Annotated in this window: 14 protein-coding genes; 8 read left to right on the forward strand and 6 right to left on the reverse strand. The window is 71.8% G+C overall.

The genetic code is table 11. The annotated features are described in order from the left end of the window. Positions 1–18 precede the first annotated feature (18 nt). The 6 genes from KY661_RS02695 to KY661_RS02720 form a co-directional block, all read right to left on the reverse strand. Entirely contained in the window at positions 19–1,467 is a 1,449-nt protein-coding gene (locus tag KY661_RS02695; RefSeq protein ID WP_225408685.1) for a hypothetical protein, read from the reverse strand. 105 nt (positions 1,468–1,572) lie between these two features. Then, entirely contained in the window at positions 1,573–2,013 is a 441-nt protein-coding gene (locus tag KY661_RS02700; RefSeq protein ID WP_225408686.1) for a hypothetical protein, read from the reverse strand. After that, complete coding sequence (locus tag KY661_RS02705) at positions 2,010–3,218, reverse strand: metallophosphoesterase (protein ID WP_225408687.1); 1,209 nt, start codon at positions 3,216–3,218, stop codon at positions 2,010–2,012. The genes KY661_RS02700 and KY661_RS02705 overlap by 4 nt, the downstream gene beginning before the upstream one ends. 112 nt (positions 3,219–3,330) lie before the next feature. Further along, on the reverse strand, positions 3,331–6,954 hold the full coding sequence (locus KY661_RS02710) for a two-component regulator propeller domain-containing protein (protein WP_225408688.1): 3,624 nt from the start codon (positions 6,952–6,954) through the stop codon (positions 3,331–3,333). 114 nt (positions 6,955–7,068) lie between these two features. Then, a complete protein-coding gene (locus tag KY661_RS02715) occupies positions 7,069–7,974 on the reverse strand; it encodes a TIGR01777 family oxidoreductase (RefSeq protein WP_225408689.1) in 906 nt (301 codons plus the stop codon). Next, positions 7,971–8,522 carry a peroxiredoxin family protein gene (locus tag KY661_RS02720; protein ID WP_075010212.1) on the reverse strand — a complete coding sequence of 184 codons (552 nt, stop codon included), beginning with the start codon at positions 8,520–8,522 and terminating at the stop codon, positions 7,971–7,973. Before KY661_RS02720 ends, KY661_RS02715 begins: the two co-directional genes overlap by 4 nt. Before the next feature lie 115 nt (positions 8,523–8,637). On the opposite strand from KY661_RS02720, the gene KY661_RS02725 reads away from it, so the two are divergent. The 8 genes from KY661_RS02725 to KY661_RS02760 are packed head-to-tail and all read left to right on the forward strand — an operon-like array spanning position 8,638 to position 17,560. Continuing rightward, positions 8,638–9,738, forward strand: coding sequence for a polyprenyl synthetase family protein (locus KY661_RS02725; RefSeq protein ID WP_225408690.1), 1,101 nt, complete (start codon positions 8,638–8,640; stop codon positions 9,736–9,738). Between the two features lie 10 nt (positions 9,739–9,748). After that, positions 9,749–11,305, forward strand: coding sequence for a phytoene desaturase family protein (locus KY661_RS02730; protein ID WP_225408691.1), 1,557 nt, complete (start codon positions 9,749–9,751; stop codon positions 11,303–11,305). Next, on the forward strand, positions 11,302–12,318 hold the full coding sequence (locus KY661_RS02735) for a phytoene/squalene synthase family protein (RefSeq protein WP_225408692.1): 1,017 nt from the start codon (positions 11,302–11,304) through the stop codon (positions 12,316–12,318). The genes KY661_RS02730 and KY661_RS02735 overlap by 4 nt, the downstream gene beginning before the upstream one ends. Further along, positions 12,315–13,640 carry a hydroxymethylglutaryl-CoA reductase, degradative gene (locus KY661_RS02740; RefSeq protein WP_225408693.1) on the forward strand — a complete coding sequence of 442 codons (1,326 nt, stop codon included), beginning with the start codon at positions 12,315–12,317 and terminating at the stop codon, positions 13,638–13,640. Before KY661_RS02735 ends, KY661_RS02740 begins: the two co-directional genes overlap by 4 nt. Then, positions 13,637–15,097 carry a phytoene desaturase family protein gene (locus KY661_RS02745; RefSeq protein ID WP_225408694.1) on the forward strand — a complete coding sequence of 487 codons (1,461 nt, stop codon included), beginning with the start codon at positions 13,637–13,639 and terminating at the stop codon, positions 15,095–15,097. Before KY661_RS02740 ends, KY661_RS02745 begins: the two co-directional genes overlap by 4 nt. Beyond that, positions 15,094–16,017, forward strand: coding sequence for a carotenoid 1,2-hydratase (locus KY661_RS02750; protein WP_225408695.1), 924 nt, complete (start codon positions 15,094–15,096; stop codon positions 16,015–16,017). The genes KY661_RS02745 and KY661_RS02750 overlap by 4 nt, the downstream gene beginning before the upstream one ends. After that, positions 16,014–17,150 (forward strand): glycosyltransferase, encoded by a 1,137-nt coding sequence (locus tag KY661_RS02755; RefSeq protein ID WP_225408696.1) that lies wholly within the window; start codon positions 16,014–16,016, stop codon positions 17,148–17,150. The genes KY661_RS02750 and KY661_RS02755 overlap by 4 nt, the downstream gene beginning before the upstream one ends. Beyond that, positions 17,147–17,560 carry a lycopene cyclase domain-containing protein gene (locus KY661_RS02760; protein WP_225408697.1) on the forward strand — a complete coding sequence of 138 codons (414 nt, stop codon included), beginning with the start codon at positions 17,147–17,149 and terminating at the stop codon, positions 17,558–17,560. Before KY661_RS02755 ends, KY661_RS02760 begins: the two co-directional genes overlap by 4 nt.

Raw genomic sequence — 17,560 nt, forward strand, 5'->3', positions numbered from 1 at the left:
CCCCTCCGGGGGCAGTGGCTATGACGTGGTGCTCTGCTTCTTGAGCAGCTCCGCGCCGCTGTGGGTCGACTCCAGCCACTTCGTGGCGTTGGGGGCGTCCCAGGCGGAGACCAGCTTCTCTTCCGTCTGGGTGCTGGGGTCCGCGGGGATGTAGAAGGCCGCGGACACGGCCCCTCCAGGCTGGATGTAGACCAGCGGCTCCCCCGACGGGGGCGAGTGCGCGCCCATGATCTTCGCCTTGATGGCCTCGTGGGACTTCTCCTGGGGCTGCCAGTTCCAGATGCCGCCGTGCTGGGCCTGGAACGTGTCCGCCTCCTGGAGCGCCTTCTGGACGTCCCGCAGCTGCGGGGTGTTGTCGAGCGTCAGCTTGCCGAACCCTCCGGTGGTGAAGGCGAAGAGATCGTGATCGCCATACATGTGCTCACCGGGCCGCTCCTTGAGGTGGATGAAGGGGCCCTGGAGGCTCACGTGCTTCGCGTAGGGGCCGCCCTCGCGGTAGTGCGAGTCCTCGTCACGGAATTCGGCGAGGCGGGACTCGAACTGGCCCTTGAGCTGCGCCCACTGCTTCTCGTCGCTGGGAGCAGAGACCTTGCCCTTGCTGGTGAGGCCTTCGAGCTGGGGGATGCGGTTCTGCTCGATGTGCGCGCGCTTGGCGCTCCAGGCGGTGTCCACGAACTGCTGCCACTCCTGCTTGGGCTCGCGGCCGGGGATGGGCGGGAGCGAGGCGTCCTTCGCGGTGCCGGTCGTGCGCGGGTCGTAATGCACCACCGCGCCCACGTCGCCGAAGGTCATCGCGTCACACAGCCAGAGGTCCGTTTCCTTGGAGGTCTTGTTCTTGAACTCCTGGGCCTTGGTGGGGCTGCCGGACTCGATGCCCATGTGGGCCAGGAGCCCGGTGCCGCGCACGGCGATGCCGACTCCGGTCTTGTTGGCGATCTGGGCGGCCTCGTGCAGGGCGCCCTTGGGCATGTTGGCCAGCAGGTACTCCTGCTCGGCGTTGCGCTCGGGCGAGCCCACCGGGTGGCGGTGGTCGCCCAGCTTCTCGAAGAACTCGCGCTGAGACCACCCGATGGAGTCGGCCGGGGTGGCCGACTTGTAGATGACGGTGTGGATGTTCTCGTTCTCGGAGCCGTCCTTGTAGAACTTGTTCTCGCGGTGCTGGCTCGTCTCCTTCGCCGGGGCGTAGATGGGCTTCCGGGGGTTGCTCTGGAGCTGCTCGTGGGCCCGCTGGGTGTCCTTGGGATTCGTGGAAGGGGCGCCCAGGAGCGGCGTGCTCTCGGTGACACCGGTCTTCTTGCCGAAGGCGTCCTTCTGGGACGGGGTGGAGGACGAGGGCGTGGGCACCTGGGTCTGCGAAGAGGGGGCAGACGTTCCGGGCTGGGACGTTCCGGGAGTCCCTTGCGTCCGTGACGTCTGGGACGTGGGCTGAGAAGGGCTGGAGCCATTCGTCTTCTTGAAAATCGTCATCGTTGCTCCCGTGGCAGCGGTCAGACGGATTCTGGAAAGCCCAGGAGCGTAGCGTAGCCTCTGTGCCTTCAACAACGAGCCCAACCCCAGGCTTTTCCTCAAGGTTTACTGCTTGGCGAGAATGCGGCCTTGGCCATCAATGGCATACTCTGCTCCCGCGTCGAAAACGACGAATCCGGGACCACATTGAGAGAGGTCGGGAGCAAAGAGAACGAAGAAAAGATCCTCGCGAGCCTGGAGGACCGTGGTGTTGATGTACTTCCACTGGGCAAGACATTGCCCTTCGGGCGTCTTCTGTTTTTCAGGGATGAGGCCAGGGGGTCTGTAATCGTCCATGGCCACCTTCAATGCAGCCATCATGGAGCCTGTGAGGCGTGTTCCTCTTTCCAGTGAGGGAGGAAACCGGATCTGGGCGCTTTCTTCAGGAGGTGCCCAGACAGGCTTTGGCTGCTTGTAATAGCCAAAGTGGGAGCAACCCGGCAGGAACCCTGTACACCAGAGGAGAGCAAGAAGGTGATGCGCTGGAAAACCTGGAGCGCGGTTCATGACGCCAGGAGCGTCACCTGGACGATCTCGGGCGGCGCGGCCACGCGCACCGGCGGGCCCCAGAACCCCGTGCCCCGGCTCACGTAGAGGTGGCGGCCGTTTTCCTCGTAGTGGCCCGCGTCGTGTTCCCAGATCGCCGCCACCGCCAGCGTGAAGGGGAAGAACTGGCCTCCGTGCGTGTGGCCGGAGAGCTGCAACCCGATGCCCTTCTGGGCCGCCACGCGCCAGTTGGCGGGCTGGTGCGCGAGCAGCACCGAGGCTCGCTCGGGGGCGCGGCCTTCCAGCGCCCGGTCCAGGTCGTACCTCCGTGAAGAGCCCGTGCGCTGCGCGGCCCAGTCATCCACCCCCACTATGTCGAAGGACGCCCCCGGCTCTCCCACGGACACGTGCCGGTTGCGCAGCACGGTGATGCCCATGCGCTCCAGCGCCTCGGCCCACTCCTCGTCCCCGGAGTAGTACTCATGGTTGCCGGTGACGAAGTACTGGCCAAACCGGGTGCGGATGTTGGAGAGCGCGGCCACCGACGGGCCCAGGGCCTGCACGCTGCCGTCCACCAGATCTCCCGTGATGCACACCGCGTCGGGTTTGAGCGCGTTGCACTGCTCCACCATCGCGTCCATGAAGCGGCGCTGAATCAGCGGCCCCACGTGGATGTCGGTGAGCTGCACCAGCCTGAATCCATCCAGCGCCTTGGGCAGGCCCGGCAGCCGTAAGGCGATCTGGTTGACGACGGGGCGATGGAAGGAGCGCCACGTGCCGTAACCCACGAAGCCCCCGGTGACGAGCAGGGCTCCGCCCGCCGCCGAGCGCGCGAGGAACTGGCGCCGCTCCTCGGAGGCCGCGGCCTGGGGAGAAGCTGCTTCCGGAGCCGGCGCCTTGGAACGCCCTCGCGAGGCGAGGCGCGCCAGAAGGAGCCCCCCGCCCAGCAGCAACAGGGTCAGCAGCAGGTAGGCCGCGGCGGCCATCCACGCCCAACCCAGGAAAAAGAGCGGACGCAGGCCGCTGGGCGGCAGCAGCCGCGCCGTCACCGCCGAGCCCAGCATCAGCGCGCCCAGTCCCCACACGATTCCGCCCGCCACGCGCCGCCACCGCTTGCTGGCAGAGGTGTCCCGGACGAGCCGCCGGTAGAGGTAGAGGTGGCCCAGCACCGTCAGCAGGCTCAGGACGGAGAGGAAGACGAGGGGAAGCAGCCGGGAGGCGGACATGGTGGCCCGTATCCTGACGGGCTCCCGCCCCCGTGTCGCGGGTTAGCGGCGGAGCGCCACGGCGACGGCGTCCGCCTGGAGGCCCGCGAGCGCCAGAAGGCCCGGTGAGCCGTCAGGCGGCGGCGGAGGGCGAGGAGGGGGGCTGCGAGAGCAGCGCCCGGAGGCGGGTGCGCAGCAGCTCCGGCTCGAAGGGCTTTTCCAGGCACGGCCTTCGAGTGGAGTCCAGGAACGCGCGCGCCGCGTCGGTGAAGGCGCCGCCGGTGATGAACACCATGCGCTCGGCCACGTCCGGCGCCTCGCGCCCCAGCGTCTCGTACAGCTCCATGCCCGTCATGTCCGGCATCATCAGATCACAGAGGATGAGGTGGTAGTGCTCGCCCTGGCGCAGCCGGTCGAGCGCGTCGCGGGCGGAGCTGAAGGGCACGATGTCATGCTCGGAGGACAGGGTGCGGGCCAGGGCCGAGGCGAGCAGTGGCTCGTCATCGACGACCATCAGCCGGCTGCGCCAGGCCGGAAAGCGGCCCGAGGGGGCGCTGGGCGGCGGAGGCTCCTGGCTCGGCGCTGGCGCCGGGGGCAGCGTCACCTCGAACGTGGTGCCCTTGCCCGGCGTGCTGCGCACCCGGATGTCGCCGCCCAGCGCCTGGACGTAGCCATGGCAGATGGACAGCCCCAGGCCGGTGCCCACCCCCACCGGTTTGGTGGTGAAGAAGGGGTCGAAGATGCGCGGCAGCACCTCGGGCGCGATGCCCGTGCCGGTGTCGCTCACCTCCACCACCGCCCGGCCCCGCGCATCCTGGCGCGTGGTGATGCGAATCTCGTGCTGGTCCGCGTGGCCCTCGGGGATGGCCTGGGCGGCGTTGATGATGAGGTTGAGGAGCACCTGCCCCAGCCGCGTCTCGTCCCCGAACACCGCGGGCACCGGGCCGAGGTGCTTCACCACGCGGGCCCGGTGGCGCACCTCCGCATCCGCGAAGGACAGGGCCAGGTCCAGCACCGCGTGCAGGTCCACCCGCTGGGGGTGCTCGGGCTGCACGCGTGAGAAGGTCTTCAGGTCCTGGACGATGCGCCGCACGCGGTCGGCGCCCAGCAGCGCCTCGGCGAGCGCCTGCTCCACCTCCGCCCAGCGCTCCGGCTCGCCGTCCTGCTGGGCCGCGCTCTTCAGCTCCGTGCTCGCGTAGTGGAGGTTGGAGATGATGAAGGCCAGGGGGTTGTTGATTTCATGGCCCACGCCCGCGGCGAGCGTTCCCACGGCCGCCATCTTCTCGGCGTGGACGAGCCGCTCGCGCGTGGACTGGAGCTCCTGGAGCCGGTTGCTCAGGTCGGCGTTGAGCGTGGCCAGCTCCGCGGTGCGCTGATCTACGTGGGCCTGCAGCTCCCGCTCGCGCTGCCGGGACTGGCACAGGCGCAGCCACATGCCGCCCGCCACCAGCAGCAGGGCGGCCAGGGCACATGCCCCTCGGAACAGCAGCGTCTGGTGGAAGCGCGGCTTGAGGTGCAGCGTCAGCTCCGCCAGGGGCGCCACCCGGCCCTCGTCCAGCTCCCGGGCCTCCACGAGGAAGCGGTAACGGCCCGGCGGGAGGTTCGTGTAGTAGGCCACGCTGCGCGAGCCGGCCTCCACCCAGTCCGGATCGAACCCTTCGAGCTGGTAGCGGAAGCGCAGCTGCTGGGACGCGTAGAGGCTGGGGGTGGTGTACTGAATCTCCACGTTCCCCTCGCCCACGGGGATGGCCTCCGCGCCGGGGGGCACCGGCTGCCGGTCCACCCGGAGCTCCTCGATGCGCATCGGCGCCAGCGGGGCGGGCGTCCGCTCGTGCACGGGCGTGTACACGACGGCGCCGCGCACGGTGGGGAACCACAGCCGCCCATCCCGGGCGCGGATGCCCGGCGGGCCGCCCACGCCGTTGCACTCCGCGGCGCGCATGCCGTCCTCCTCGCCGTAGGCGCGGGAGGTGACGCGCGTGCGGCGGCCCTCGGCCACGGCCTCCAGCTCCGCCTGGCGGACGCGGAACAGGCCCTTGTTGCAGCTCATCCACAGGTAGCCGTGCCCATCCGGGAGGATCTGGAAGATGCGGTCGTTGAAGAGCCCCTCGGCCTGGGAGAAGCGGGTGAAGTGCCCGCCCTTCGCGTGGAAGAGCCCCTCGTCGGTGCCGAGCCACAGGGTGCCATCGGCCTCCTCGTACAGCGAGGACAGCTCGCTGAACATCGGGTAGCCCTCGCTGGCCACGGAGGTGAAGTGCCCGCCGGAATAGAAGGCGAGCCCGCCGCCGCTGGTGCCCACCCAGAAGCCCCCCGCGCCGCGGGGCTTCAGCAGGGTAATCTTGTCCCCCGGCAGCCCGTCCTTCCGGGTGTGCAGCTCGAAGCGCTCGCCATTCCACCGGGCCAGCCCCCCCTGAGTGCCCGCCCACAGGATGTTGTCCGCGTCCACGTGCACGGTGCGCACCGGGCCCGGGGGCAGGCCGTGGGCGTGGCCCAGCGTGGTGGTGAACGCGCCGTCCTGCCAGCGGCTGAGCCCCAGCTGGGTGCTGAACCAGAGGCCGCCGTGTTGATCCTCGGCGATGGAGCGGACGCGGTCATGGATGAGCCCGTGGTGCGTGTTCCACGTCGTCATCTTGCCGGCGAACCAGCGGGTGACGCCCCCGCCCAGGCTGGCGAACCACAGGCTCCCGTCGCGCGCCTCGTGGATGGAGGCAATCACGTCGTGCGGCAGGCCCTCGGGGCGGCCGTAGGGCGTCAGCGGCGCATCCTTGAGCCGGTGCAGCCCCGCCTCCTCGGTGCCGATCCAGATGCTGCCCTCGGCGTCCTCGAGCAGCGCGGCGATGGCCTCGTCCTCCAGCCCCTGCGCGCCATCCATCACCGAGCGGTGGCCGTGGGCCAGCCGCAGCAGCCCCCCGCCGGTGCTCCCCACCCACAGGCTGCCGGCCCGGTCCACCAGCAGCGCCGAGATGGGGTGGCCGGGGATGCTCGCCAGCGGCTCGCGCCGCAGGTGCCCCTCCTGCTGCCGGTACACCATTCCGCTCTCGGTGCCCACCCAGAGGTGGCCCTCCGCGTCCACCGCGAGCGCGCGCACCGAGGGCTCCGCGTCCTGAGGTACGAAGGCGGGGCCGGGCTGGAGCGCCTGGCCATCCCACCGTTGCAGGCCCCGGGAGGTGCCCACCCACACAGAGCCGTCCGGCGCCTCGGCGAGCGCCGCCACATAATCGTCCAGCAGGCCCGTGCGGGTGGTCCATGCCTGGAAGGTTCCGTCCTTGTAGCGCAGCAGCCCGTAGCCGAGCGTGGCGATCCACAGGCCGCCGTCCCGGGTGGGCAGCAGGGTGCGCAGGTCCTTCAACGTCACGTCCGGGGGGGCGTGCACCGGGAAGAAGGTGCCGCCGCGCATGCCCGTGAGGCCCGCCTCGGTGCTCAGCCACAGCGTGCCGTCCTGGGTGGTGGCCAGGCCCCGGATGGAGCGGGCCTGGAGCGCGGGCGTGGTGTGGCTCTCGAAGATCGTGAAGCGCGCCCCGTCGAAGCGCGCCACCCCCTCCCAGGTGCCCGCCCACAGGTAGCCATCCGGCGTCTGCGCCAGGGTCAGGATGGCGCTCTGCGGCAGCCCCGACGAGCGCTGCCAGGTGTTGTGGGGGAATTGCGCCAGCGACTTGCCCGGCTCCAGCGCCCACGCCGTCCCTCCCGTGCTGACGAGCAACGCCAGCACCGCGATTCGCAGGGAGAGGAGCATTGGGGTGCCAGGGGGGATGCGCATGCGGAGGCCTCGACGGCGTCCACCGTAGCGAGGCCGCACGCCCCGGGCAAAGCCACCCCCCGGTGGACGATGGCTCATCAACACAAGGGGGGCGCAAGAGGGGGGCCTCCCGGCTCAGGCGAGTAGATCTTTCAGGGCCCCCTCCAGGCGGGGGTGGCGGAAGGAGAAGCCCGCCTCGGTGAGGCGCTGGGGCAGCACCCGCTGGCCGTGGAGCATGAGCACGGCGCCCTCGCCCACTGCCGCCTTCAGGACGAAGGCAGGGACGGTCATCACCGAGGGGCGCCCCAGCACGTGGGCCAGTGTGTGGGCGAACTCGGCGTTGGTGACGGGCTCCGGCGCGGCGATGTTGTAGGGCCCCTCCAGCTCTGGGTGCTCCAGCAGGAACCGGAGCGCGGCCACTTGATCCGCGCGGTGCACCCAGCTCACGTACTGCTTGCCCGAGCCCACCCGGCCCCCCGCGCCCAGGCGGAAGGGGGGCAGGAGGGCGTGCAGGGCGCCCCCTTCCGGGTGCAGCACCATGCCGATCCGTGCCAGCGCCGTGGAGATGCCCGCCTCGCGCGCCCGCAGCGCCTGGGCCTCCCACTCCACGCACACCTGGGCCAGGAAGTCGTCGCCCGGGGGGCTGTCCTCCGTGAGCGTCGCGGAGGACAGGCCGGTGCCGTAGTGGCCCACCGCCGAGCCGCACACGAAGCGCTTCACCGTGCCCGCCGCGCGCAGGGCCTCCACCAGGTGGCGGGTGCCCTGCGTGCGGCTGTTCCGGATGCGCTGCTTGCTCTCCTCGTTCCAGCGCTGGAGCAGCGAGGCACCCGCCAGGTAGACCACCGCCTCCGCGCCCGCGAGGGCCTCGGGGGGCAGCGGGGTCTCGGCGTGGAACGGGGCCCCCGTCACCCCCGGCGGCAGCCGGGCGAGGCTCTGTTCAACGTTTCGCACCAGAACGTGGACGGTGTGCCCATGTTCCAACAAACCTTGAACAAGCGCGGTGCCCAGAAACCCGTTGGCGCCGGTGATGGCCACCTTCATGGGTGGGCCTCCTCCGTTCCCAGGTTCACACCGACCAGCCGCGCCAGCAGCGCGAGGAACAGCTCCATGTCCTTGTCCGCCATGCGGCCCGAGTACCGGTAGAGGACGGTGCCCTCCGCATCCAAGAGCAGGACGTTGGAGGTTTTCATGGGCAGCTTCCAGGGGTCCGCGCCCAGGGTGCCCTCGAGATCCACCAGGATGGGCACCCCGGTCTTCTTCTCCTCATCCTTCACGTAGGACAGGGCGATCTGCCGGGCGGGAAAGAAGTTGAACTTCTCCAGGTTCGCCACCGCCACCACCCAGGCCGCCTCCCGGAGCCCCCGCTCGCTTGCCAGCGCGAAGAGCCGCTCCTTGAGCGGGGCATTGAGGCGCACCGAGTCCTTGTCCTCGTAGAACAGGATGACGGGCTTTCCCCGCCAGTGCGACAGCCGTACGGGCTCCCCGTCCGAGCGTCTCAACGTCGCATCCACTGCACCGGAAGGCTGCTGGGCACGCGCGCCTCCCGTGACCAGGGTCACCGCCAACGCTGTCGTGAGCCACGTCTTCATGGGAGCTCCTTTGAACAAAGGTGCCACAAACCTTGAACATAGTCTTGACAAGACGTGTGTGCAAACATTACCTCTGAGGCGAAACGCTCCCACACAGGGGGTGGAGGATGGCGCCATGGCTCACCCTTTCCCGTCGGTGGCTGCTCCCGTGGTGGCGCCCGCTCAGGGGCTGGCGCGGCCAGACCTGACCTGGCTCCAGCTCGTCCAAGGGAAGATCGAAGCGTCGCTGGCCGAGCTGTTCGAGCTGCCGGATGAGGCGGGGTTGGACCCGCGGTGGACGCAGGCCATGGCGCGCACGCGCGACTACGCCTTGCGGCCGGCCAAGCGCTTGCGCCCTGTGTTGGTGGTGGCGGGCTACAGCCTGGCGCGGGGCACCACGGGCGTGCCCGCGGGGCTGTGGCAGTTCGCGGCCGGGTTGGAGCTGCTGCATACCTTCCTCCTCGTTCATGACGATGTGGCCGACCGGGCCGACTTGCGCCGGGGGGGCGCGGCGCTGCACCACCTGCTGGCCCCCGGCCGGGCGGGCGAGGACCTGGCGGTGGTGGTGGGCGACCACCTCTTCGCCCGCTCCATGGAGGCCATGCTGGGCTCGGGCCTCAAGGGGGCCGCGAAGGCCTGCCAGTACTACCTGGCGGTCTGCCGGCACACCGCGGCCGGGCAGTACCTGGATCTGGACCTGTCGCGGGCGGCGCTGGCGGACGTGGGGCTCTTCCAGGCGCTGCGCGTGGCCCACCTGAAGACGGCGCGCTACGGCTTCTGCGCCCCGCTGGTGTGCGGGGCGATGCTGGCGGAGGCCGGGGAGGAGCTGTGCCAGGGGCTGGAGCGGGTGGGGCGCTACGGGGGCCTGGCCTACCAGCTCCGGGACGATGTGCTCGGCCTGTTCGGGGACGCGCGCATGTCGGGCAAGGCCGGCGACAGTGACTTCTGCCAGGGCAAGCGCACCTTCCCGGTGCTGGCCGCGTACGCGCGCGCCAACGCCGAGGCGCGCGCGGAGCTGGAGCGGTTGTGGGCGCTGCCGGCCGGGGAGAAGGACGAGGCGGCGCTGGCGCGGGCCCGGGAGCTGGTGGAGCGGTGGGGTGGCCGTGCCGCGTGCGAGCGGATGGTGGATCGCTCCTCGCGCGCGGCGCGCGGGGCCCTGCGGACGCTGCCCGAAGGCGGCGGGATGCGCGAGCTGCTGGACAACCTCATCACCCGGCTGGCGCACCGTGCCGCTTAAGGAACACACCATGGGCATCGGGCAAGGGGGCAGGCCTACGGCGGTGGTGGTGGGCGCCGGCGTGGGAGGGCTCGCCGCCGCGGCCCGGCTCGCGCGCCAGGGGTTCGACGTTCAGCTCTTCGAGAAGACGGATGGGCCCGGGGGCCGCTGCGCCCAGCTCAAGGTGGACGGCTTCACGTGGGACATGGGCCCCACCATCGTGCTGATGCCGGAAGTGTTCGAGGAGACGTTCCGGGCGCTGGGCCGGCGCATCGAGGACTACCTGACGCTGATGCGGTGCAAGACGAACTACCGCATCCACTTCCGGGACGGCTCGGACGTCACCTTCACCTCCGAGCTGTGCGCCATGGGCCAGGAGCTGGAGCGGCTCGAGCCGGGCAGCTTCCAGCGCTACCTGGCCTTCATGGCCCAGGGGCGCGTGCAGTACCGGACCAGCCTGGACCACCTGGTGGGGCGCAACTACGCGGGCATCGCCGACTACTTCTCGCCCGGGGTGCTGGCGAAGATTTTCAAGGTCCGCGCCCACCGCCGCATGTACGCGGACGTCAGCCGCTACTTCCAGGACGACCGGCTGCGCGCGGCGATGACGTTCCAGACGATGTACCTGGGCGTCTCGCCGTTCGCCTCGCCGGCGGTGTACGGGCTGCTGCCCTTCACGGAGCTGGGCGTGGGCATCTGGTTCCCCAAGGGGGGCCTGTACGCCATTCCCCTGGCGCTGGAGCGCGTGGCGCGCGAGGAGGGCGTGCGGCTGCACTATGGCGCCCCCGTGCGGCGCATCCTCACCGAGGGCGCGCGCGCCACGGGCGTGGAGCTGGAGGGGGGCCGCGGGGTGCGGGCCGACGTGGTGCTGTGCAACGCGGACCTGCCCTACGTGTACGAGAAGCTCCTGGAGGGGGCGCCCACCTCGCTCCGGCGCAAGGACTCGCTGCGCTACACCTCCAGCGGCTACATGCTCTACCTGGGGCTGAAGAAGCGCTACGAGGGGTTGGATCAGCACACGGTGGTGTTCGGCCGGGACTACCGCGGCTCCTTCGATGACATCTTCGAGCGCTTCCGCGTGCCGGCCGACCCGAGCTTCTACCTCAACATCCCCTCGCGCCTGGACCCCAGCCTGGCACCGCCGGGCAAGGACGGGGTGTACGTGCTGGTGCCGGTGCCGCGCCAGCACCCCAGCGTGGACTGGAAGGTGGAGGGGCCGCGGGTGCGGGCGCAGGTGTTCCAGCGCCTCGCGGAGCTGGGCTACCCGGAGCTCGAGCGGGACGTGGAGGTGGAGCGCGTCTTCACGCCGGATGACTGGGCCTCCTCCTTCAACCTGATGCACGGCAGTGCGTTCGGGCTGGCGCAGAACTTTTTCCAGATCGGCCCCTTCCGGCCCTCGAACCAGGACGCGCGCGTGAAGAACCTCTTCTTCGTCGGGGCCTCCACGCAGCCGGGCACGGGCCTGCCCACGGTGCTCATCTCCGCGCGGCTGGTGGTGGAGCGCATGCTGGCGTGGGCCCAGCAGAGCCGGCTGTCCCTCGCCCCGCGGCCGCCCGCCTCCCCGGCGGCGGTGGAGCTGGCGTCATGAACTCGCACGAGAATGCGCGCCTCGTCTCCCAGGGCTACCGTCTGGCGCGCTCGGTGACGCGCCACCACGCCAAGAGCTTCTACTTCGCCTCGTACCTGCTGTTCGGCGAGCGGCGCAGGGCGGCGTTCGCCCTGTACGCCTTCTGCCGGCGGCTGGACGACATGGTGGACGAGGGCGGCGAGGGCGTGGCGCCGGTGGACCTGAAGGCCCGGCTGGAGCGGGCGCGGCAGCGCGTGGCGGAGGTGTACCTGCCCATGCCGGAGCTGGCGGCGCCCGGGCTGGAGTCCCCCGCGCAGCGGCTGATGAGCGCCCAGGAGCAGTGCCCCTGGGACGAGGGCGAGTTCGCCGCCCTCAAGCACTGCATCCACCGCTTCCGCATTCCCGAGCAGCCCTTTCAGGATCTCATCTCCGGCATGGAGATGGACCTGACGAAGAGCCGCTACGCCACCTTCGAGGAGCTGGACCTGTACTGTTACCGCGTCGCCGGCGTGGTGGGGCTGATGCTCACCCCGGTGCTGGGGTGCATCGACGAGCGCGCCGCGGCCCACGCGGCGGACCTGGGCCGGGGCATGCAGCTCACCAACATCCTGCGCGACGTGCGCGAGGACCTGGAGCGCGGCCGGGTCTACCTGCCCAGCGCGGAGCTGGCCTCCTTCGGGCTGTCCGAGGCGGACCTGTGGGCGGGCAAGAGCGATGCGCGGTGGCGCGACTTCATGCGCTTCCAGATTCACCGGGCGCGCGGCTACTACGCGAGCGCGGCCGCCGGGGTGCCCTACCTGACGGGCCTGGGCAGCCGCCGCATGGTGCGGCTGATGGGCGGCATCTACGGGGACATCCTGCGCGTCATCGAGGCGCGGGACTACGACGTGTTCAGCGGGCGCGCGTATGTGCCGGGCCGCCGCAAGCTGGCGCTGGCGCTGGCGGCCTTCTCCCGGCCGGAGACGGTCCTGCCCACCCCGTTACCGGTGGAGAAGGTGCCCGCGCCGCTGCTTCCCACGAGGAGCCAGGGATGAGCGACGACAGCGTGAAGCCGCTGGAGATTCCGCGCACCTCGCGCCTGTCGGGCTTCTACCGCGAGCCGATGGAGCGGCGCCGGTCCCGGCTGGTGGAGGCCCGCTGGCTGACGGCCCTGGAGGCCCGGGAGCTGGAGGGGCTGGGGGGCTTCGACGAGGCGTGCGCGGACGCGATGGTGGAGAACGTCATCGGCCTGCATGGCCTGCCGCTGGGCGTGGCGCTCAACTTCGTGGTGGATGGCCAGGCGCGGCTGGTGCCCATGGTGGTGGAGGAGCCCTCCATCATCGCCGCGGCCAGCTACGCGGCCCGGCTGTGCGCCGAAGGGGGCGGCTTCACGGTGTCCGCGGATGCGCCCATCACCACCGCGCAGGTGCAGCTCCTGGACGTGCCCCGCCTGGAGGCGGCCATGGCCACGCTGCGCAAGGAGGCCCCCGCGCTGCTGGATCGTGCCGATGCGCTGATGCCCGCCATGTGCCAGCGCGGCGGCGGGGCGCGGGAGCTGGAGGTGCGCGTGCTGGATGCCACCACGCTGGTGGTGCACCTGCACGTGGACACGCGCGATGCGATGGGCGCCAACCTCGTCAACGGCCTGGCGGAGGCGCTGGCGCCCTGGCTGGGCGCGCTCACCGGGGCCCGGGTGGGGCTGAAGATCCTCACCAACCTGGCGGACCGGCGCAAGGTGCGCGTGTGCGCGCGCGTGCCGCTGGCGGCGCTGGCCTCGGAGGGCTTCACGGACGGGGAGCAGGTGCTGGAGGGCATCCTCGCGGCGCAGCGCTTCGCGGAGCTGGACGTGTACCGCGCTGTCACCCACAACAAGGGGGTGATGAACGGCGTGGACGCGGTGCTGGTGGCGTGCGGCAATGACTGGCGCGCGGTGGAAGCGGGCGCCCACGCCTATGCGGCGCGCTCGGGCCGCTACCAGCCGCTCACGTCCTGGTGGCGCGAGCCGGACGGGGCGCTGGGCGGCGCGCTGGAGATGCCGCTGGCCACCTCCACCGTGGGGGGCGCGGCCCGCACGCACGCGGGGGTGCGCCGGGCGCTGAAGCTGGCGGGGACCTCGCGCGCGGTGGAGCTGGCGGGGCTGGCGGCCGCGGCGGGGCTGGCCACGAACCTGGCGGCGCTCAAGGCGCTGTCCACCGAGGGCATCCAGCGGGGCCACATGTCGCTGCACGCGCGGCGCGTGGCGGTGGAGGCCGGCGCGCGCGGCGAGCTGGTGGACATCGTCTCCGAGCGGCTGTCGCGCGAGCACGTGTACCGGCCGGAGCGGGCGCGGGAGCTGCTCGATGGGGAGCTGGCACCGCGCATGGGAGAGCAAGGATGAGGCGCCGCGCCGCCGTGATGGGCGGGGGCATCGGGGGCCTGACGGCCGCCGGACTGCTGGCCCAGGAGGGCCACGCGGTGACGCTCTTCGAGCGCGGACCCCGGCTGGGGGGGAAGGCCCAGGGCGTCACCCTGGAGGGCATCGCCCTGGACACGGGCCCCACGCTGCTGACGCTGCCGGCGCTGGTGCGCGGCACCTTCGAGGCGCTGGGGGCGTTGGACTTGCTGCCCCCCTTCCTGGAGCTGGATCCGCAGTGCGTGTACCGCTTCGGGGACGGGTGCGTCTTCACGGCTTACAAGGACCTGGAGCGCATGGCGGACAGCGCCGGGGAGCTGCGGCCCAGCGAGCGGCACGGGGTGCTCTCCTTCTATAAGGATGCGGAGGCCATCTACCAGGCCGCGGGCGAGCCCTACCTGGAGGCGCCCTACGAGGGGATGACGGGCTTCATGGCGCGGGTGGCGCGGCGGGGCCTGGGCGCGGTGCGGGCCGGGATGCGGCTGTCCACCCTGCACGAGCTGGCGGAGAAGCACTTCAAGACGGACCACCTGCAGCAGTTCGTGGGCCGCTTCGCCACGTACACGGGCGCCTCTCCTTATGAGGCGAGCGCGGCCTTCGCGCTCATTCCCCACATCGAGCGGGCCTACGGCACGCACCACGTGCGCGGCGGCATTGGCGCGTTGGTGGAGGCGCTGGGGGAGGCGGTGCGGCGGCTGGGGGTGGACATCCGGCTCAACGCCCCGGCGCGCTACGAGCGCGAGGCGAATGGCACCTGGCGGGTGGGGCCCGTGGGCGAGGCCGAGGTGTACGACACCGTGGTGGTGAACGCGGATCCGCTCGCGCCCCTGCACCGGGAGGACGAGCCCCTGGCGCTCTCGGGGGTGGTGATGTTGCTGGAGGTGGCGGGCCACCCGGCGGTGCCCCACCACACGGTGCTCTTCGGCAGGGACTACCGGCGCGAGTTCAGCGAGCTGTTCTCCGGGCACCTGGCCACGGACCCCACGGTGTACGTGTGCAACCCGGGCGCCACGGATGACTCCATGGCGCCCGCCGGGCGCACGGGGCTGTTCGTCATGGTGAACGCCCCCGCGCTGCCCACGGGGCGGGTGCAGGCCGAGGCGGCGGCGGAGGCGTGGACGGGGCATGCCGAGCGGGTGCGCCAGCAGATGTTCGAGAAGCTGTACGCGCACTTCCCGGAGCTGAAGGGGCGCGTGCGGGTGCTGGGGCAGCGCACGCCGGTGGACTGGGCGGCGCAAGGGGCGCCCGGCGGCTCCATCTACGGCTTTCTGCCGCACGGCCGGTTTGGCCCGTTCCGCCGGCCGCGCATCCGCGGCGCGGCGCCCGGCCTGTTCTTCGCGGGAGGCGGAACGCACCCGGGCGGCGGGGTGCCGCTCGTCATGCTGTCGGGACGCTTCGCCGCGGAGCTGGCCTCGAAACACCTGAAAGGAGGGGACGCATGAGTTCCTCGCCCGCATTGCCTTCACTTCCCTCCGGCCCGGGAACCTACCGCTGGTACTACGCGGACGTGACCGCGGGGGAGTACAGCGCCGTGTTCATCTTCATGGTGGGCTCGCTCTTCTCCCCGCGCTACTCGGTGGCGGCGCGCCAGGGCGGACTGCCCTGGGAGCATGCCGCGGTGAACTTCGCCCTGTACCGCCAGGGCGTGCGCCTGTGCTGGGTGCTCAGCGAGTACCCGGCGCTGGCGCTGGAGTCCCCGTGGCACCTGCGCATTGGCCGCTCCACGCTCGCCTACGAGGGCAACCGGGTGCGCATGGAGGTGGACGAGCGCACGGCGCCCTGGGGGCGCCCGGTGCGCGCGAACCTGACGCTGGAGCCGCTCACGCCGCTGGGCACGGAAGTCCAGTTGGTGCCGGACCTGCCGCACTGGTGGCAGCCCATGGCGCCGCGGGCGCATGCCCGGCTGGAGCTGGTGACCGAGGGGCTCGCGCTGGAGGGGATGGGCTACCACGACACCAACCACGGCGGGGAGCAGCTCGGCGCGCGGCTTCCCGGCTGGCGCTGGGCGCGCACGCACGGAGGCCAGGAGACGGTGGTGGACTACGTGCTGCCCGGCGGCGTGACGCCCGTGCGCGTGAAGGCCGGCGAGCAGGGCGTCCAGTGCGAGCGCGAGTCCCAGGGGCTGGCGGTGCCGCGCATGGGGCGCACCGGCTGGGGGCTCCAGGTGCCACGGCAATTGCACGCGGGCGCCCTCGAGGTGGGGGAGGCCCGGCTGCTGGAGTCCTCTCCCTTCTACGCGCGCGTGGAGGCCCGGAAGCAGGGGCTGGACACGCTGGGCGAGGTGGCGGACTTCCGGCGCTTCCACTCGCCCTACATCCGCTGGATGGCGCACTTCCGCACGCGCCTGGAGCGTGCTTCATGAGCGCGGCGGTGCTCGTGGGCCTGGCCTGGGCGGTGCTCGCCACGGGCTTCAGCGCGGTGGCGCTCTCGCGGCTGTTGCGCATGAAGCGGGGCACGGGCGTGGCCACGCGGGTGCCGGTGCTGCTGCTGCGTCCGGTGGACGAGCCCACGCCGCGGGAGCTGGAGAACCTCGCCCGGCCGGTGGACTACGCGGGGCCGCTGGAGCAGGTGGTGGTGTCCCCGTACCGGCCGCGGCTGGCGCCGGGCGTGCGCTGGCTGCCGAGCGACCCCACGGCTCCCAACCGCAAGGTGGGCCACCTGCTGTACGCCCTGGCGGTGCTGGAGGTGGGCGAGCGGGTGGTGGTGGCGGTGGACGCGGACGTGGCGGTGACGGGCGCGCTGGTGGAGGGGCTCGCGGGGCCGGTGGCGGCGGGCGCGGCGCTGAGCACGGCGGCCCCCACGCCCGTGGGGGTGAGCGGCGCGGTAGGCTGGGCCGTGGCGGGGCTCCTGCGCCACACCCACCACAGCTTCCGCGTCCTGCATGCGATGAGCGCCGGGGCCAAGGCGGTGTGTGGCAAGGCGCTGGGGCTGTCGCCCGTGGCGGTTCAGGAGCTGCGCGGCCTGGCGGACCACATTGGCGAGGACCTGGAGCTGTCGCGGCGGCTGTACGCGCGGGGACTGGATGTGGCGCTGGCGGAGGCGCCCGCGCTGGTGCCGATGGCGCCCCTCGCCTCCTGGCGCCCGGCGGTGGAGCGCTTCACCCGGTGGATGCAGGTGCTGGCCAGCCACCGGCCGGGGCTGTACCCGACGGTGCCGCTGCTGTTCACGCCGACCCTGCCGCTCGCGGTGCTGAGCGCCGTACTGGGCTCGGGCGTGCTGGCGGCGGCCACGGGCGTGCTGGTGGGGGTGCGCACGTTGCTGTCCTGGCGCCTGGCGGTGCTGACGGCGCCCCCGGCGGGGACGGAGGCAGAGACCGCGCCGGCCGGGGCGGGGGTGGTGCTCGGCGCCTGGGTGCTGGGCGAGGCGCTGTTGCTGGTGGCGTTCATGCGCTCGCTGGGCCAGGCCCGGGTGACGTGGCGCGGCCGGACCTATGCGTTGCGGCGGGGGGGGCGGATGGCGCCGGTGTGGCCCGAGTTCAGCGGAGGACAGGGATGACGTACGCACGGTTCCTGGGAGTGTTCGTGGTGCTGCCCATCCTCTTCCTGGTGGTGCGCTACCGGAAGACGTTCACGGCGCGGAGCCTGGCGCCGATGGGGCTCTTGCTCATCGTCGTGTACGCGGCGACGTCGCCCTGGGACAACCTGGCGGTGAAGTGGGGCCTGTGGGGGTTCGATCCCGAGCGCATCTGGGGCATCAAGCTGGGGTACCTGCCGCTGGAGGAGTACCTCTTCTTCGGCCTGCAGACGCTGCTGGTGGGGCTCTGGGCCCGGGCGCGGCTCATGCGCGTGCTGGCCCGCGAGCCGCAGCCGCGCACGGCCCCGCCCTCCCGGGCGGAGCGGGCGGACGTGCCGGTGGCCTCCACCCAGGCGGGCACGGCCCTGAAGCCGCGCGAGGTGTCCCCATGA

It is taken from the genome of Allostigmatella hybrida (assembly GCF_020103775.1).
GTDB lineage: Bacteria > Myxococcota > Myxococcia > Myxococcales > Myxococcaceae > Hyalangium > Hyalangium aurantiaca.

Coding starts and splice junctions, on each gene's coding strand:
- KY661_RS02695 (WP_225408685.1), bottom strand. CDS start 1,467: ATGACGATTTTCAAGAAGACGAATGGCTCCAGCCCTTCTCAGCCCACG.
- KY661_RS02700 (WP_225408686.1), bottom strand. CDS start 2,013: ATGAACCGCGCTCCAGGTTTTCCAGCGCATCACCTTCTTGCTCTCCTC.
- KY661_RS02705 (WP_225408687.1), bottom strand. CDS start 3,218: ATGTCCGCCTCCCGGCTGCTTCCCCTCGTCTTCCTCTCCGTCCTGAGC.
- KY661_RS02710 (WP_225408688.1), bottom strand. CDS start 6,954: ATGCGCATCCCCCCTGGCACCCCAATGCTCCTCTCCCTGCGAATCGCG.
- KY661_RS02715 (WP_225408689.1), bottom strand. CDS start 7,974: ATGAAGGTGGCCATCACCGGCGCCAACGGGTTTCTGGGCACCGCGCTT.
- KY661_RS02720 (WP_075010212.1), bottom strand. CDS start 8,522: ATGAAGACGTGGCTCACGACAGCGTTGGCGGTGACCCTGGTCACGGGA.
- KY661_RS02725 (WP_225408690.1), top strand. CDS start 8,638: ATGGCTCACCCTTTCCCGTCGGTGGCTGCTCCCGTGGTGGCGCCCGCT.
- KY661_RS02730 (WP_225408691.1), top strand. CDS start 9,749: ATGGGCATCGGGCAAGGGGGCAGGCCTACGGCGGTGGTGGTGGGCGCC.
- KY661_RS02735 (WP_225408692.1), top strand. CDS start 11,302: ATGAACTCGCACGAGAATGCGCGCCTCGTCTCCCAGGGCTACCGTCTG.
- KY661_RS02740 (WP_225408693.1), top strand. CDS start 12,315: ATGAGCGACGACAGCGTGAAGCCGCTGGAGATTCCGCGCACCTCGCGC.
- KY661_RS02745 (WP_225408694.1), top strand. CDS start 13,637: ATGAGGCGCCGCGCCGCCGTGATGGGCGGGGGCATCGGGGGCCTGACG.
- KY661_RS02750 (WP_225408695.1), top strand. CDS start 15,094: ATGAGTTCCTCGCCCGCATTGCCTTCACTTCCCTCCGGCCCGGGAACC.
- KY661_RS02755 (WP_225408696.1), top strand. CDS start 16,014: ATGAGCGCGGCGGTGCTCGTGGGCCTGGCCTGGGCGGTGCTCGCCACG.
- KY661_RS02760 (WP_225408697.1), top strand. CDS start 17,147: ATGACGTACGCACGGTTCCTGGGAGTGTTCGTGGTGCTGCCCATCCTC.